This window comes from Allobosea sp. FG18 (assembly GCF_057809495.1).
This window is the reverse complement of record NZ_JBMDKB010000007.1, coordinates 128925-144285: the sequence shown is the minus strand read 5'-3', so window position 1 is coordinate 144285 and position 15361 is coordinate 128925. Positions and strand designations below refer to the sequence as shown.

At 61.9% G+C, this 15361-nt stretch carries 18 protein-coding genes; 8 read left to right on the top strand and 10 right to left on the bottom strand.

Translation table 11 applies throughout. The annotated features are described in order from the left end of the window. The first annotated feature begins 45 nt into the window (after positions 1-45). Both ACODTJ_RS10200 and ACODTJ_RS10195 read left to right on the top strand, forming a co-directional pair. Positions 46-762 carry a hypothetical protein gene (locus tag ACODTJ_RS10200; protein ID WP_488848531.1) on the top strand — a complete coding sequence of 239 codons (717 nt, stop codon included), beginning with the start codon at positions 46-48 and terminating at the stop codon, positions 760-762. A gap of 8 nt (positions 763-770) precedes the next feature. Then, on the top strand, positions 771-1808 hold the full coding sequence (locus tag ACODTJ_RS10195) for a GNAT family N-acetyltransferase (protein ID WP_488848529.1): 1038 nt from the start codon (positions 771-773) through the stop codon (positions 1806-1808). 25 nt (positions 1809-1833) lie between these two features. Here the strand turns inward: ACODTJ_RS10195 and ACODTJ_RS10190 are convergent, their stop codons facing one another. The 3 genes from ACODTJ_RS10190 to ACODTJ_RS10180 form a co-directional block, all read right to left on the bottom strand. Then, entirely contained in the window at positions 1834-2553 is a 720-nt protein-coding gene (locus tag ACODTJ_RS10190; RefSeq protein WP_488848527.1) for a hypothetical protein, read from the bottom strand. Positions 2554-2588: 35 nt separating this feature from the next. Beyond that, positions 2589-3356, bottom strand: a complete 768-nt coding sequence (locus ACODTJ_RS10185; RefSeq protein ID WP_488848525.1) for a hypothetical protein — start codon at positions 3354-3356, stop codon at positions 2589-2591. A 73-nt stretch (positions 3357-3429) separates the two neighbouring features. Beyond that, a complete protein-coding gene (locus ACODTJ_RS10180) occupies positions 3430-5142 on the bottom strand; it encodes a DUF4403 family protein (RefSeq protein WP_488848523.1) in 1713 nt (570 codons plus the stop codon). Between the two features lie 314 nt (positions 5143-5456). On the opposite strand from ACODTJ_RS10180, the gene ACODTJ_RS10175 reads away from it, so the two are divergent. Then, entirely contained in the window at positions 5457-6491 is a 1035-nt protein-coding gene (locus ACODTJ_RS10175; protein WP_488848521.1) for a tetratricopeptide repeat protein, read from the top strand. Between the two features lie 28 nt (positions 6492-6519). Here ACODTJ_RS10175 and ACODTJ_RS10170 read toward each other — a convergent pair whose 3' ends face one another. Then, positions 6520-7140 carry a hypothetical protein gene (locus ACODTJ_RS10170; RefSeq protein WP_488848519.1) on the bottom strand — a complete coding sequence of 207 codons (621 nt, stop codon included), beginning with the start codon at positions 7138-7140 and terminating at the stop codon, positions 6520-6522. Between the two features lie 405 nt (positions 7141-7545). Here ACODTJ_RS10170 and ACODTJ_RS10165 point away from each other — a divergent pair, with 405 nt between their 5' ends. After that, a complete protein-coding gene (locus ACODTJ_RS10165) occupies positions 7546-8631 on the top strand; it encodes a helix-turn-helix transcriptional regulator (protein WP_488848517.1) in 1086 nt (361 codons plus the stop codon). 44 nt (positions 8632-8675) lie between these two features. On the opposite strand, the gene ACODTJ_RS10160 is transcribed toward ACODTJ_RS10165, so the two are convergent. The 4 genes from ACODTJ_RS10160 to ACODTJ_RS10145 are packed head-to-tail and all read right to left on the bottom strand — an operon-like array spanning position 8676 to position 11080. Next, positions 8676-9107: a hypothetical protein gene (locus ACODTJ_RS10160; protein ID WP_488848515.1), complete on the bottom strand. Its 432-nt coding sequence runs from the start codon at positions 9105-9107 to the stop codon at positions 8676-8678. 28 nt (positions 9108-9135) lie between these two features. Beyond that, positions 9136-10368, bottom strand: coding sequence for a hypothetical protein (locus ACODTJ_RS10155; protein WP_488848514.1), 1233 nt, complete (start codon positions 10366-10368; stop codon positions 9136-9138). 36 nt (positions 10369-10404) lie between these two features. Further along, positions 10405-10887: a hypothetical protein gene (locus ACODTJ_RS10150; RefSeq protein ID WP_488848512.1), complete on the bottom strand. Its 483-nt coding sequence runs from the start codon at positions 10885-10887 to the stop codon at positions 10405-10407. Positions 10888-10930: 43 nt separating this feature from the next. Next, complete coding sequence (locus ACODTJ_RS10145; RefSeq protein WP_488848509.1) at positions 10931-11080, bottom strand: hypothetical protein; 150 nt, start codon at positions 11078-11080, stop codon at positions 10931-10933. 249 nt (positions 11081-11329) lie between these two features. Between ACODTJ_RS10145 and ACODTJ_RS10140 the strand changes: the two genes are divergently transcribed. The 3 genes from ACODTJ_RS10140 to ACODTJ_RS10130 all read left to right on the top strand — a co-directional run bounded on the left by ACODTJ_RS10140 (position 11330) and on the right by ACODTJ_RS10130 (position 13371). After that, entirely contained in the window at positions 11330-12142 is an 813-nt protein-coding gene (locus tag ACODTJ_RS10140; protein WP_488848508.1) for a metallophosphoesterase, read from the top strand. Next, positions 12139-12696, top strand: coding sequence for a hypothetical protein (locus ACODTJ_RS10135; RefSeq protein WP_488848506.1), 558 nt, complete (start codon positions 12139-12141; stop codon positions 12694-12696). The genes ACODTJ_RS10140 and ACODTJ_RS10135 overlap by 4 nt, the downstream gene beginning before the upstream one ends. 381 nt (positions 12697-13077) lie before the next feature. Then, complete coding sequence (locus tag ACODTJ_RS10130; protein ID WP_488848504.1) at positions 13078-13371, top strand: hypothetical protein; 294 nt, start codon at positions 13078-13080, stop codon at positions 13369-13371. Here ACODTJ_RS10130 and ACODTJ_RS10125 read toward each other — a convergent pair. Continuing rightward, positions 13368-13844 carry a hypothetical protein gene (locus ACODTJ_RS10125; RefSeq protein WP_488848502.1) on the bottom strand — a complete coding sequence of 159 codons (477 nt, stop codon included), beginning with the start codon at positions 13842-13844 and terminating at the stop codon, positions 13368-13370. The genes ACODTJ_RS10130 and ACODTJ_RS10125 overlap by 4 nt on opposite strands. An 11-nt stretch (positions 13845-13855) precedes the next feature. Then, entirely contained in the window at positions 13856-14506 is a 651-nt protein-coding gene (locus tag ACODTJ_RS10120; RefSeq protein ID WP_488848500.1) for a hypothetical protein, read from the bottom strand. A gap of 379 nt (positions 14507-14885) precedes the next feature. Between ACODTJ_RS10120 and ACODTJ_RS10115 the strand changes: the two genes are divergently transcribed. Further along, positions 14886-15317: a hypothetical protein gene (locus tag ACODTJ_RS10115; protein ID WP_488848498.1), complete on the top strand. Its 432-nt coding sequence runs from the start codon at positions 14886-14888 to the stop codon at positions 15315-15317. Positions 15318-15361 lie beyond the last annotated feature (44 nt).

The following is a 15361-nucleotide window of genomic DNA, read 5'->3' as shown; positions in this document are numbered from 1 at the left end:
ATAGCCTTGTCGAGGCCAGCTGAAGAAAAACAGGCCCCCAGCACGATGCCTCTCTATCTCATCCGCGAGCATTCGATCCCCGGCCCGATGTCTGTCGTCGCCGCGAGCTCGATCAGCGAGTTCGAAGTGGAAGCGCCGACCGCCCGTCAGGCTGCTCGTGCGGTCATGTACCGCGCTCCGCGGGATACGGCGCTGAAACCGCGCGTCGACAGCTGCCCGTACACCCGAACCTTTTTCGAGCCGGAAGCCGGCCGATACGCGCAGGTCGTCGACATCGAACGTGGCAAGCCGGCGTCGTTGCCGAAATATCCGCCGCTGCCCGGTGTCCTCGAGGCGGCCCTGACCGTCTTCCAGCAGAACGCCAAGCTCGCTGGTATCGATGATGAGGGAGACCCCTCGGTCGCGCTCTATCACACGCTTCACGCCGTGATCGCATACGCGGCCGCGCGCGAGGTCGACCTGAAGAAGGTGGTCACTGACATCCTCGATGACTACGAGGGGATGACGGCGAACAAGGCTCCCCGGATCGAGGTCCCTGAATTTCCGCCGCAGTCCTCGGAGAGAGAGGTGGCGATCGGCGAGGAACTCGTGAGGACGAACGCTGCGGCACTTCGGCTGCCGCTTCCGGATGATCGGGAGTTCGGGCTCTTTTATCTCGTGACCTCCCTCATCCAATACGCGGACCACTACAAGATCGACTTCGGAGACACGCTCCGTGAGGTGGTGCTGGATCGGCAGCAGTCGCTTTCGCCGCGGATGTGAACACGTCCATGTTCCTCGACGATTTCAGCCGCGACGATCGGTTCCAGGCGATCGAGCTTCGCAAGCGCGTGAAGGCCTTTATCAATGGGCCAGGTTATCCGCCGGGCTCGCCGGCGGCGGATCTCGATCAAGCTCTGGCGGGATCGCCGCAATGGCTGTTCGCGGATCTCTCCCATCGGATGTTCGCGAAGCACTATCATTGGCCCGTCGAGCTAGCTGTAATCGAGGCCGTGGCTGAGCTGGGGATCCAACGGAAGAGCTACCTCGCCAGCATGGTCGGCCTGCGTGACCTGTTGCGCTCTCACGCTGACCGTCTCAGCGATGCCCGTGGCCTGGCAGAGGCCGTGAAGGAGGAGATCGCGAGGATCGAGGGGGTCCTCGCAATCAAGTCGCCGCGGGACCGATCCAGCTACCGTCGCCACCTGCGCTCGCGGCAGGAAGCCTCTGTGAGACTTGGCATCCCGACTGGTCTCTCTGCGGAGGTCCTTGAAGCCCGCCAGAGCCTGACACCGCTCCTTGGCCCTCAGGACTTCTTCGAAGCCGCTGGCGGCCTGTCCCTGCGCTTTCCAACCAGGAAGGAAGCCCGGGAGCTATCGATCGCCTGGGAGGATGGGTGGTTGCAGTTGGCGCCGCAGCACATGCTCTCGGGACATGTCGCTGGTGCTGCACAGCGTCGAGACCTCGCGGATAGGCTGCTGATCGGGGGGCGCATCCTCGGGATTTTCCGAGAAGGAGATCCGGTGGGAGACCTGGTCGTGAACCGGGTCTCGGAAACCCAGGTCGAGCTCGGGTGGTTCGTGATGCCGTCTGCCCGTTCGCAGGGTATCGCCGAGAACGCGGTGAAGGCACTTCTTCCAGTTTTGGAACAGCGCGGAATCGAGGAGGTCGGAGCGCGCGCTTTTTCGCAGAACCGCCCGTCCCTGCGCCTCATGGAGAAGCTCGGGTTCACGGCTGTGGACCTCGGGGAGCCGTTGGGCGAGCCACTCGACTGGGTCCAGTTTACTGCGAAGACCAGCGAATACGCGATGGGCACACCGTCGCCGTGACCGGCCGGGCGCCATATCGGTGCGATCAGAGGCAGGACCCGTTGTAGACGACGGGCAGTGCCTCGTACCATTCCTTGTAGCAGGGCTTCTTTTGTTCAAGGTGCCGAACATGCGCCCGGGCCAAATTGGCTACAGTGGGGGGCAATCCCATGCTCAGGGCTTCACGGAAAGCCTCATAGGAGCCTTTGCCCCAATCCGAATTGGAAAGCACTCGCGCGTGACCCCAGTAAAAGATCGCCTCCGCATTCTCGGAATCGAGTTCCAGACCTTCTCGGAAGAGCTTTTCGGCTTCGCCAGGTGCTTGCACGAGCAGCTTCGCATAGCCCTTTTCAAAGAGCAGTCGAGCCTGCGCCCTCCTCGCCTCAACAAAGCACGGCAGTGTCTCCCGGGCTGTGTAGGGTCGCAGCATCTCGTATTTGAGACGGTATTCTCCGACCGCGAAGGCCAAGCCATTGGCGGTGCTGAAGCGATATCGCCATAGGTCTGCGCGCGGCGCGGCGACCCACAGCGGCATGCCGTCAGCAAACAGCTCCAGAACGAACAGGTCCCGGGATTGAGTAAGCGACTTGAGCACGAAGAGCTGCTCTCTAACGGTCGAGAGATAGATGCTGAGACGGCTTCGATCGCTGTAGACGGTGACCTCCGGTGGCACATGCGCGTACTGCGTCCCGGCTGGAATCTCGCACCGCTCCGCCTGTTCCGCGCGGGCGTCCGATGCAGCCACAAGGGCAAGAAGCCCCGCCATCGCGGCAGCAATCTGCGAGATCGCTCGCGTCCTCCTCATTGGGGCGAACACGTCACATCGTAGGCGGTCGGATAGGTCCTGTTGGTGTAGTTAATAAAGCTCTCTCCCTCCGACATATGCTCCGTGTTCTCGATGCACACCTTCCCGCAGCTCTGCCATTTGAAGCTGATTTGCACGCCTGGGCAGGACTGCAGGAACTTGGATGCCAGCTGTTCGGAGCTCTTCCCGAGCTCCTTCACGGTAATGCATCCGGCGGGGTTTGGTGGGCAGACGATCGGCGGCTTGCCCTCTCTCTTTCCCCGCTTGCTTGGATCGCTCGCCGCGGACGCGGGTGTGGGCGGCGGCTTCGGGGCGTTGGACGCATTTTTGAAGGGGTTCTCGGCGGGCAGCTTCACGGCGTCTTTCTGACCGGAATACAGCTTGCCGATCATCTCGTCGTACTCCTTCTGGATGTCCTCCGACTGCTCCGGAAATAGACCTCTGGCAGCAGACGTTCCGGGCGGAAGCGGGTCGCAAACCCAATACCATTCTGGAAAGACGATATGTCTCACTCGGCCGTTCGGGCAGTTTGCTTGAGCGTCCTCCTTGGTGTGGAATTCCTTCGAATGGCTCGCCTTCGCGGCATTGCATGCCCAAACCGGTGGGCACCCAGGAAGCGAATATTTCCCGAAGCCGGCCTGGCAGTTGGCCTTCGCGAGCTCCTCGGTGGCGAATATCGATTTGCCATCCGAGCGGATACACAGCGGCAGCAGCTCGACCGCCCGCTCTTGGGTTTGGCCGAGCAGGTCACCGGGCGCCGCCATCAGAACCAGGAATAGGCCTAGTCCCCACGGTGATAGGCTGTGACCACGCATTTCCTCGGACGCCTTTCAGCGGTCAGAACGGCAGAGTCGGTATCGTCGCATCGGCCTGGACGTCGAGGAGCGCCTCGACCACCAGCGCCTGCTCCGTCGGCGCTACCCGGCCCAGTTTCGCCTCGATCTTCTTGACGTTCACGAGCACGCCCTGGGTCTGCTTCGGATCCGCCAGGATGGCCTTCGCCTTAACGATGGCCTCGTCAATCTCCTTCCCGAACTCGACCTTCGAGTGCTCCTGCAGAGCCTGCACCAGCTGGGTGTTGAGCGCTGCCGTGAGAAGCGACCAGAGCTGATTGTCGATCGCCCGCGTCAGCTTGATGTCGGCCAGCGTGATAGATCGTCCGTCGGCGGCCGGTGTGGGGAGGGTCGTTAACCAGACTGTCCCCTTGGCGTCGAAGATCCGCCCAGGGATGCTCGCTTTGAACTTCGCGCCCACGGCGAGCCTGTCGCCGCTGGGATAGATCTCGACCTCATCCACATCGACCTTTACGGCTCCCGCGGCCGTGTCGACGACGATCGGCTTCTTTGCGAGCTGGGCCTTGAGCTGATCGTTCACCACCTTGTTGATCGCGGGATAGTCCGCCGACAGCGGGAGAGCGACCGACAGCATCCCCGCCGGATCAGCAATCGGCGTGTTCTTGGGCAGCGGCCCGGCCGAGCCTGTCTCTCCCTTCTGGGTCGACGCGGCGATGTCCGCATCCAGCCGAGCGAGCAAGCGGACGCCGGCGTCCTCGGCGATGATTCCTGGGCTCGCGAGAGCCCGTGGCGTCACGTTCAGGAACATCGGGGGCATGCCCTTCTGCGCCGGCAGCGCGATGGACTGCTTCTGCCACACCTTCCCAAGAGCATTCTGAACAGGCTCGCAGGGGATCTTCGAATTGATGTCGGCGATCTGGGCGTTCAGCGCCGCCTGAATATGTGGGGTCAGCAGATTTCCGACCGGAAGGTTCCATGGGCCGATGCAAAAGCCCAACCCGAAGGGCAGGTCCAAGCAGTTTCGGCCGACAGCCTCGATGGCCGCGGCATCGCCCCAGGCGAAGCTGGCAGCCGGATTGATGATGCGAGGGCAGAATTTCTCGTCGAGAGCGACTTGGCCAGAAACGTTGGCGACGAAGGAGCCGGAGCTCGCTTTCCGATGGATGCTCAGTGCATCGGCGATTGCGCCATTCGGCCCTGCGCCGCCGCTGAATTGGACCGGTATCGAGATCGCGATTCCGTCACCTGCTCTGCCGACCTCGATCGAACCGTTTCGGCCGGCGGCGAGGTCCCAATCTATGTCGAGGCACCCCCTGAAGATAGTCCGTCCGAGGGCGCTGAGATCCCTGCACCCTATGCGTTCCCGGCCGCTCATCGGCTGTGCGAACTTGTCGGCGGCTTTGTTCGCTGCATCTTTCAAGCCCTGATACGGGAGCAGAACACTCGGTTGGATGGTGCTCCGTCGCGGCTCGAATGACGCGACGGTGGCCTTCCTGGTCGGCTGCTCGGAGTACGTCTTCTCCCAGGACCTGTACCAGTCCCAGGCGACGTACCCCGCTCCAATCACCATGACGCCAAGAACCCCGAGGAGGACCTTGTTGAATCCGCTCTTCAGTGCCGGCGGATTCGAGGTCAGGAGCGTCGCCGGGCCCCTTTCGATGGCCTCACGGCTTTCTCGCCCGTTGAACTGTGTGCCCTGGCCGCGGAGGCGCGATCTATCTGCTGGGTCGTTTGTGTCAGAGTCATCGTGTGCCATGCCCCTACCCCTTGGTCACCCTGCGGCAACTATTGGTTGCCGCAGGGTGGAACGCAAGCTGGACTCTACGCCCCATAGTCGAAGGCCTTCAGCCAGATCGGGATGTGCGCTTTATCGTTTGAATCGCCTGGCTCGCCAGGTCTTCGCTAACTCGGCGCTAACAAGGATCGTCGTCCGCTTGGACCGGCATCATTATGCGGGAGAAGACCGCGAGCCGGCCAGCCAGTCGGTCGGAAAGGCCGTACCCGATTTGGAGTATGACCGGCTCAGCGTAACTCCCTAATCAGTCCTTTTAGGCCGGCTGGATCGCGAGCATGCCCGGACGAACTCGAATCGCCATGCTTTCCTTAGTTCTTGCCTGTACGATCGAGCTGGGCGCTCTCCGCGCACAAGTCAACACAAGCTCACCGGCTGGCCCTGAAAGCGCCCAAGAGGCCTGTGACAGGCTCGCATCTTCTCCATACGACCATACGCGGCCGAGCGCGCATCCAGGCATCCTGTTCGACAATCTCGATGGCCCCAGGGCACTCGCTGCGTGCCAAGCCGCGGTCAAGGCATCGCCCAAATCCGCGCGGTTACTTTATCAGCTCGGGCGGTCGCTGGATTTTGTCGGGAAGGCTGTTGATGCTCGCAAGGCCTACGAAGCAGCAGCCCAGGCCGGAAGCGCACTGGCCATGGCGAATCTCGGGATCATGTTCAACGAGGGGCGTGGAGTTCCCGTCGATTTCAGGCGTGCCAAGGAGTGGTATGAGAAGGCGATCGCCCTGAATTCGGCCCCAGCCATGAACGGTATGGGGACTTTGTACAAGTCGGGCAATGGCGTGTCGCTCGACCAGCCTTCCGCCCGCCGATGGTTCGAGAAAGCTGCCGCTTTGGGCTATCCGCCCGCGATGACCAATTACGGTGAACTCCTCTACGATGGCGTCGGAGGCGTCGAGGATAAAGCTCAGGCCAAGGATCTCTTCGAAAAGGCTGCCGCTGTCGGCGAAGGTGGCTCCATGCGAGCGCTGGGTTGGATCCTGATCCATGGATCCAACCCAGATTTTGCGGGAGCCAGGGTTTGGTTCGAAAAAGGGGCTGCGGCTGGTCATGCCGCCTGCATGGCGGAGCTTGGAAGAATGGCCGAGTTTGGGAACGGGGCTCCCGTAGACTATGCCGCGGCCAAATCCTGGTACGAGAAGGCCGCTGCCGGCGGCAGCGCTTCGGGGATGGCTGGCCTTGGAGGGCTTTATCTAAGCGGGCTAGGCGTCCCTGAGAGCAAGAAGCTGGCGCGGGAATGGTTCACGAAGGCGGCCAAGCTCGGCCATCAAGGAGCCAAGCGATCGCTGGACTTTATGAGTTCCAAGTGAAGTATTTCCGCCATCAGTGACCGAGGAATTAGAATCTCTGCTGCCTTTCAACGGAGTCATTCGTTTTGTCACAGTGAAAATTTTCAGAGCTTTTGTCCCATCGTTTCCCGTGAACATCATAGGTGTACGTTGAAGCTACAAGTTTTCCTGTATAACGAGCAAATTTCATTTCATCCAAATGATTTTCCCGATCTGGGGTATTTCTTTCGGCTATAATAGATTTCACATCTACCTGGACGATATCAAGAAATGTATCGCTTGCCTTCCACCACAGGGTTCCGCGCGCGCCATCTATAGATACGTAAAATTTGGCATTGGAATATTGCCAGCCGCAACAGTTCCAATATTCGAGCGGTTTCTTGCATAGCAAATTCAAAACGTTGGCCTGAGCCTTTGGTTGCGGGGCGCGCCTCCTTTGGGTTTCAGGCCGATGAGGCTCCTGAGGCCGGGCATCCGCCTCTTCTTGAGACTCAAGGTAGCTCTCGCGTTCTGGTTTGCGCGGCAGGACTTTCGGTTGTGGAGTCCTCACGGCCGCCCGGCCCTCAGGCGCATCATCTTCAAGGAAGCCCTGACTCCGCGCCAGCTCTGGCAAGCCCAGGTGTAAAGCGAGGAGTAGCAGGAGGATTCGATAGCGCTGCGGCCGTCCCATGTGCTGGTCCTATCCGTCGGATTCCCGATAGGTGTATTGCCCCTCGGGGGCCATCACGGTCTGCTCGCTGCCGCCGCCCAACCGCGCTGCGCAGCCACTGCTGCACCGATTGCTGTCGGTCCAATGGATCGTGACGGTTCGACTGCAATGGTTTTGTGCGACCGAGTATCCACCACGGTTGTAGAAAAAGATGCATCTGGCCTGAACCTCGGCGGAGAGGCCCAGGAGTGCTGGCAGCGTCATTATCGAGAGCAGCAGATTTCGCATATCGGGCCCCTCCGAGATCAGTCGTTTGACCAGCAGTCTGGCGCGCCAGGGACCCTTTCGTCATACTCCAAACTGGTGAGAGCGCGGTCAGGTGACGGGATATCGCCAGTCGGGAGCACGTGCTTTGGCGTGGGGCAAATGAGCGAGGTCAACGAAACACTCGATCGCGTCTACGAGGCAGCGCTGCTGCCCGAGTTCTGGCCCAATGCATTGGACATCGTCCAGCGGGTGGCCGGGGTGGATGGCGGTGCATTGTTTGTGACTGCGAACAACAATACCAGCTGGATCGCCACCCAGCCTTTTGCCGAGACGGTGGCCGACTTTGTGAATGGCGGCCTCTTCCCCGGAAATGCGCGGAATTCGCGCGCGCTAGCCATGAAGCACGCCGGCTTCATCACGGATCAGCAGATCCTCACGCCCGAAGAACTCGATCGCGAGCCGATGTTCACGGAATTCCTTCGGCCCCGCGGCTGGGGCTGGGCTTCCGGCACGGTCATCCTGATGCCGACGGAAGAAGTCCTGACCTTCCACTTCGAGAACCACTACCAGCACGGCCCCGTGGGGCAGCAGTCGGTTGATATGCTGGACGCACTCCGGCCGCACTTGGCGCGGGCAGCGCTCATGTCGAGCCGCCTGCAACTGGAGAAGCTCCAGGCGTCGCTCGCGGGTATCGAGGCCTTGGGTCATCCCGCGGCGGTTATCGGCCACAGAGGTCGGGTCCTGGCGTCCAATGCCGGGTTCGGCAAATTGAGCTCCGCTCTTGTCGCGATGGCCCATGGCGGCGTTGCGCTTCGAAACACGAAGGCGAATGAACTCCTGCGGCAATCCCTAGAGCAGGTCGCCCGAGGCCACGGTGCCCATCGCTCGATCGCGGTCCCTGCCAACGAAGAGCAGCCGCCCTTCGTCATCCATGTGGTTCCGATCCGCCGCAATGCGAACGACCTGTTCTTTGGTGCTGAGGCATTTCTCGTGGTGACGTTGGTCAAGCGACCGAAAGCTCCTCCCTTCGAGATCCTGAATGCACTCTTCGACCTGACGCCTGCAGAGGCGCGCGTCACGCGGCTGCTGACTTCCGGAGAGAACCCAAAAGAGATCGCGACCATATGCGGCGTCTCCGTGGAAACGGTCAGGTCGCAGATACGCTCGGTGCTTCAGAAGTCCGGTATGCACCGCCAGGCAGAACTGGTTGGTTTCCTCGCCGGGATCGACACATTCGGTTGCTGAAAGCGGGACCGGTCCTTCATGAATCAGTCCGCAGGCTCTCTTTATCAGGGACCTGGCTGCGGGTTGGCCTCCAGCGATGCTTGCGCATTGCGGAGCAGATCGAGCATCAGTGCTTTCGCGATCTGGGGCCCGATGGGCTGGTCGTTAACGACATCCCCGAGGTGGAGCGCGTTGATCAGTGCTCTCGCCGCCTCGGCATTGCCGCAGCTCTTTCCGCACAGTTCGAGAACCGCGTCGACCGAGGTGATGATGCTGCGCATCTGCCGGAGTGGCGACGGGGTCTGCCAGAGCCGGTAGGGCTCGCGTCCGAAGCGGGTGGGCTCGTAGATGACCCACTGGCCGTTTATCGGGCTCTCTTCGATCTTGGAGCCTTCCGGCGCCAGCAAGGCATGCAGAACGCGGGCGTCGAGCTCCTGACTCTCGCCATCGAAGGCTGAGATGCGGGCGATGAGCTGGTCGAAATCGTCGATGGTCATGAGTGGGTCTCAGGTGTTCGTGGGAGGGTCAGCCTGGCGTCGGGCCGGGATCGCCGTTCTTGCGATGCTCGAAAGCTTGCGCTTGCAGAGCATGGAGACAGCGGGTCGTCGACCACGGATCGGTTGAGAACAGCCCTTCGACGGTTTTTGCGAGAGCGTCATGTCCGCCCTCTTTCATCCGCGCGATCGCTCTCAGCACGTCGTCATCGTTCCAGAGGACCGGCTTCTCATCGAAGATCTCGTCCGGGAAATCGCGACCACAAGCGTCGCAGATCGCCTCGTAGACCTCGTGGAGGCGCGCCGTAGCGCGTACTCTTCGGGCCGCCTTGCCGAGGTCATTCCGGACCGCCAGGGCATCCAGGTACGTCCCAGCACGCTCGACGGCCGCGTCGTTCACGATCGCCAAATCCTCGGATGTAGGCCGGGCATCCTTCCAGAGAACCGCTTGCAGCGCCGCGATGCGCTCGGGCACTTCCGGCGCGAAGTCGATCACGATCGCCGGCGCGTCGGGCCGAGAGAGCGTCGTGTACATCCCGATCAGGACTTGGACATCGACAGGCTCGTTCGGGATCTGCGCGAGGATCCGGTTGCGGCCCTCCGTGACGATCGCGGTAAGCCCATCGAGGCGGTCAGAGCCGAAGAAGGATGCCTGGCACAGCAGCTCTTCCCAGGTCCGCGTTCCGATCAGCCCGGGGAGGATCGGGTAGCCGGAGGATGCAGCATACTTCACCTCGTACAGCGGCCCCTCCTCTCTCTCGTCGTAGGCCAGCAGCTCGTCGTCCTCGACCTCCCCGAGCGCGTTGATGTGGGCGTCCTGGATGCAGACGGGGCGTAGAAGGTCGAGCAGAAGGCTCCGGTAGGCGCCCGCGATGCGAAGCTGTTCGTCACGAGAGATCGGCTCGGGGCTGAACGGGGATCGCTCCGTGGTCGTGTAGATCGTGAAGGTGAAGTTGTTGCCGCTCACGCTCGGGATCACATGGATGACGATGTCGGGCTCCGGCGTCGACAAGAGCCAGGCGGCTGAGAGATCCTTGTAGGGGTCACTGCCCCGTGACGGGTATCCGAAACGCCGGTGCAGGTAAGTGAACAGCGTCGCGTAGGTGAGGTCCTTCAGCGGCGTGCCGTCGGCAATGCGATCTTCGAGAACCTCGCCGAAAATCTCGTCCATCGTGCCGTGCGGCGCGGTCTGAAGGACTGAGTAGAGAGTGCAGTTCGGAGAGACGACGGATGCCTTGAAGGCGGGCGACGGCAGGGTGCTCATAGTCACCGGTCCTGATCTCGATGAAGCAAGCTGCAGCTAAGCGCTTGCGGAAGCGGGTTCTGCGGGCGTCCCGACCTTGCCGAGCGCGGTAATGAAGCCCTTGTCCCCGCGGACTGGGCGCAAGAGATCGATCAGCAGGGCTCGATAGGCATCCGCGATGCGGACCTGCTCCTCGTGAGGGATCGGTCCCGGCGATCGCGGCGGTCGCACGACGTCAATGCCGATGCTGAAGGACACCTTGTTGCGATCGAGGAACGGTAAAATGAAGATTTCGACATCGGGCTCCGGTGTCGTGAGCACCCAAATGCGGTGGGTCCCTTCTGCGAGAGGAGGCCCGAAGCGACGCCGCAAATACGTAACGAGCGACCGGCAGCTGAGGTCTTTGAGCGAGGTTGACGCGATGATGCGATCTTCCTCGCGCTTGCCGAAAATCGTCTCAAGAGACTCCTTTGGAGCGACATCCCAGATGGAGAAGTGGTGCATGCTGGGAGGCGCCACCGAAGCCTGGAAGTCGATCAAGGGGACGGCACTCATTGGTTCTGTCATCTCGATTGCTCGCGGTCTAAGCAGATGGCGACGCAGCGCCGACACCGGCTGCGGGAACTTCGCCCTTCTCGACCAGCAGTGCGATCATCTCGGCGCGGGTCACCGGCCAGCCCTTCGCCCGCTTCTCGTGATCGTGCATCGCCAGGAAAAATGGATCCGTGTGCATCGCTACGCTCAGCTTGAGCCAGCCGTCCGTCCACTGGTGGAGCGGAGTGTTCTGCGGATGCCGAGGTGGGAGATCAGGACGGGGGTGTGCTGCCAAGGGGCGCCTCGGTTAAGGATCACGATTCCAGATGATCAATTCTATGCTCCGACGGCGAAATAGATAAGCATCTGAGCCCCCCTATCCACCGGAAGGCCTTGCCCCCTGCAAGGATTGGATGCCAATTCAATCTGCCTCGCTCTGGATTTTCCCATGCACCTTCTCGTCATCTCCGACATCCACCTCGAATTCGCACCCTGGCGACTGCCGGAGGATCTCCCGGATTTCGACGTAGCTGTGTTCGCCGGCGACATCGACAAGCCTCTGATGGGGTCGCTGCGCTGGATCGATTACGAGATGAAGCACGGTCCGCTGTTGGGGAAGGAAGTCATCTTCGTCCCCGGCAATCACGAGTTCTATGGGGCTACCATACCCCAGCAGCTCGAATGGGGGCGCGATTTTGCCCGCGAGATCGGCGTCCGTCTTCTCGCGCCGGGCTGCGCTGTTATAGGGGACACCCGATTTATCGGCGCGATCCTATGGACGAACTATGCCCTCTTGGGTGACGCGAATGCCGGTCGCGCGGCAGCCGGCCGGGCGATGAATGATCACCGCCTGATTGGGGTCGACGATGGTGATGACGGACGGCGCTTTACTCCCTCGGATGCGGCTAGCCTGCACCATGAGGACCTGGCCTATCTGACGGCTAGGATGGAAGAACCATTCGAAGGTCAGACGGTTGTCGTTACGCACCACGCACCGCATCCCGGGTCGGTCCAGCCCAGGTATCGGGGCGACTCTCTTTCGCCAGCGTTCGCATCAGACCTGACGGAGGTCATCGAACGCTACGAGCCCGCGCTCTGGATCCACGGGCACGATCATGGATCGCACGACTACATGGTCGGCGCGACGCGTATCCTTTCGAACCAAGCTGGCTATCCCACCCCGAACTCGAAGCGAGAGAATCCAGCGTTCGACCCGAGGTTAGTCGTTGAAGTGCCGCCGGCGCCGGCTCTCGTGCCATGATGGCTTCGAACGAGGGTGCGATCGACCGCGAGGAGATTTTCGCGATCGCGACCGAGGTCCGCCGCTTCCTGGAGCCGCGGTGGATCGAGTTCCAGAGGCAGCGCGGTCTCGTCAACGCGAGCCATCCGTCGACAGGCATGTGCCGGCTTTCGACGCTCTTCCTGCTGCGCGTGCTGGAGCAGGAGCTCCCTGGCGTCGGGTGGGAGTGCCTCGGCGGATGCTCTGACGCTACCGATGAGGACGTCGACCCCGCCCTTGGCCTTCCAGGAGGTTACCGGGACGGCAATGGGGACTGGAGCGGCCACTACTGGGTCACTGACGGCGATTTCGAGTTCGTTCTCGACGTCACGGCCGACCAATTCGGTGGCGATGCAGTGGTCGTTGTCGAGGATGTGTCTGGCGGCTCCTATCGTGCGAACTACGCCCCTGCCGCGGTACTGGAGCGGATGAAGGACGTTCGCTCTCGCGTGGCCGAGTGGCTAGGCGAGTGGTCGGCCGACCATGAGATTGGCTGGAGCAGATCTCGAAGCTCCTCCGCGCTGCGGCCGCGATGACAACTCGCCCGTCCACCGAACGGTATAGCCGCCGCCTCGCCCTGATGACTGCCTGCTGCTAGCCTGCTTGAAGCGTCGGAAGCGGGCGCCCAGGAGGAAGATGGCTGGTCTGAGCACTCAAGAGATCGCTGATGAGATCGCGGCCCTAAGCCCGTCCCAGAAGGACGCCCTGCTCAACGCGAAGCGCGGGGATGGCGGTTGGGGTTGGGTCGTCAGCACACGCCATCCCGGGTTTCGCGGCTTGCCGACCCGTGGCCTGGCTCACGGACGGGCGACCGCCAATCGCGCCGCGGGTGCGCTCGGCTCTCTCACGGCAAAGGGGGAGAGTGTCCTTGAGGCCCTCTTTCAGCGCTCAACTCCAGAACCGCCCCGGTGACGGCCTTGGACGATACAGGATGGAAGGGCGCGAAGGTGCGCAACGCTCAGGGCCGCACCGGTGTCGTGTTCGATGCCTATGCCGGGTTCCTTCACGTCGGCCTGCATCTGGCGATCGACGGCGGCGGAAGGGCCTACGTTCAGCTCAACTCCGACGGGCGGGATAGTGGCGAGAGCGGCTGGCAGTGGTTCTGCGAAAATTTCGACGGCGGCGCCGCCTGGTTACCTCTTGGCGACCACAGCGGCTGCGGTGTCGAGTTCGCTGCTGCTCCGGCTGCAGGTGAGACCGGACCAGCTTAGGGTCCACGCATCGCGGTTTCCGCCTTCAGCTCCTCTTCCCGTGTCTTCAAGGCATTCCCGATCTGTCGCGTGACAAAGGCACCGAGAACTTCCTTGGGCGAGGCGAAGGCTTCCTTCGCGATCCGGATTCCGTTGGTGTCGGAAAGGCACCAGCGATCGTTGCCAAGCAGAAGAGCGAGCGCGACCACCTCGCCGTTCTCGTCGACGATCCGCCGCGAAATGCGGTCGAACTTCTCGATGCGATGCCGCCAGGCAAGCTCGGTTTCGACGCCCAGTGCGGTGAGCCGATAGCCGTTGAGACTATGCTGAGGTTCTTTTCCGTATTCGATCAGCCCGGCGAGCCTCAGATGTCTAAGCGCGGCTCCAGACACCTTCCCGAAGCCGCCCTTCAGATCAGGTATGCCACTCGGGATGATCCAGGTGCCCTGGCGCTGAGCCAGGAAGGTCAGGATGTGCAGTTCCGTAGGACGCATGCCGTTCCAGCCTAACGCTTCAGGTGGCGCAAGACCGCTTCGGTATAGGCGTCGTCCGCCGCGTCCTGTTCCGTTACCGCCCGTTCCAGCGCGTCCTGTCCGTAGAGCTTCGCATAGCTTTCTTCAGCGTCTGGAGCACCGGTCCAGGACATCCCCATCCCGACGACCATCTTGTGGATGGCCTGGGGCATCGCGCGCCGCGAGACCTGCATGAGGTCCGAAATGGTGTCCTCGATGACCGAGGCGACCTGGATTGACCTCGCTCTGCCGACCGTCGTTTCGTAGACGACCTGCCTGCTCGCAGCCAGCGGAGAACTGGCAGCGAGGATGACTGTTTCCGCGTGGATGTGTTCGTCGAACCTCGATTGCTTCCCCTTCGCGCTCTCCGGCGTCAGGGTAGTCTTTATGATCTGGCCGGCGTCAAAATGAGGCGGGTATTCGGGCTTCAGGGAAAGCTGATGGACCATTTCCTGGCAGAGCAGGTAGTTGAGCTTCGCAAGGACAAGCGTTGCGTTGCCCTCAAGCACATCGATCCCGTCGGACAGCCTCAGGAGCCCATTCCTCGGGCGCGAAACCGACAGCTGGCCGCCGACGAGCTGCTTGGTTACGGAAAACGCGACTTGGGAATCTACGAGTTCGAATAGGAGGGGCGAGGGAAGCATGAGCAGGTCCTTCTTTCCGAACCAGCTTCGATGAGGAATCGGTGATCGGCAAGGGATAGGCGCAGCATTTAGGATTCTGCCGCCGTCCGTCCACCGAACCTTGCGCGTGCCGTCTCGCTTTGAAGCATGCGCGCCCTTTATCTTGTTCGCAGCAATGGGCCTCGGCCAGCAAATAAAGGACCGCAAGTGAAACTCTCGATCCTCCTCATCGCTCTGTGCCTCTTCGATGCTGCGGTTGGAACCTGGCTGCTGATGCACAGACCGGACGCCATCTTGGCGTGGGGTCCACCGATCGGCTGCGGTGTCATCGCCGGCGTTGTCGGAGCCCTCAGCCTCTGGAAGGCGTCGCCCTGCGTTGGTCGCCAGTCGGAGGTGCACGATGCTGGCTGATCTGATCGAGCGGCTTGAGCAGGGTACTGGCGCCGATCGCACGCTGGATGGCGACATCGCTCTGGCCCTCGGCCTTCCGCAGGCCTACTTCGACAGCTTCGACACCGACGACAACGGCCGCTCGCCGTTTACTGGCTTCAAGGAAGTCGACGGCCCGGAATGCTTCTTCGGCGAGCCCGAATGGGCCGGCGGTGGCCGGAGCTGGGTCGCACCGGTCTTCACCGCCAGCCTCGACGCTGTGATATCGGCTATGGAGCAGAAGCTTCCAGGCTGGGTGTGGTTGAAGCGCAGTCCCTTGGTGATGGGCATCTATCGTCCGTCGGATGACGACGATGTCTGGGCCGATCATTGCGAGGCCAGGGCGCCCTCGGACAGCAGGGCGCTAATGGCCGCGGTGCTGAGGGCTTTGTCCCGTCGGTAGGGACAGCCTTTGCGCCGTCATGGCGTAGACAGAGATCGGATCTC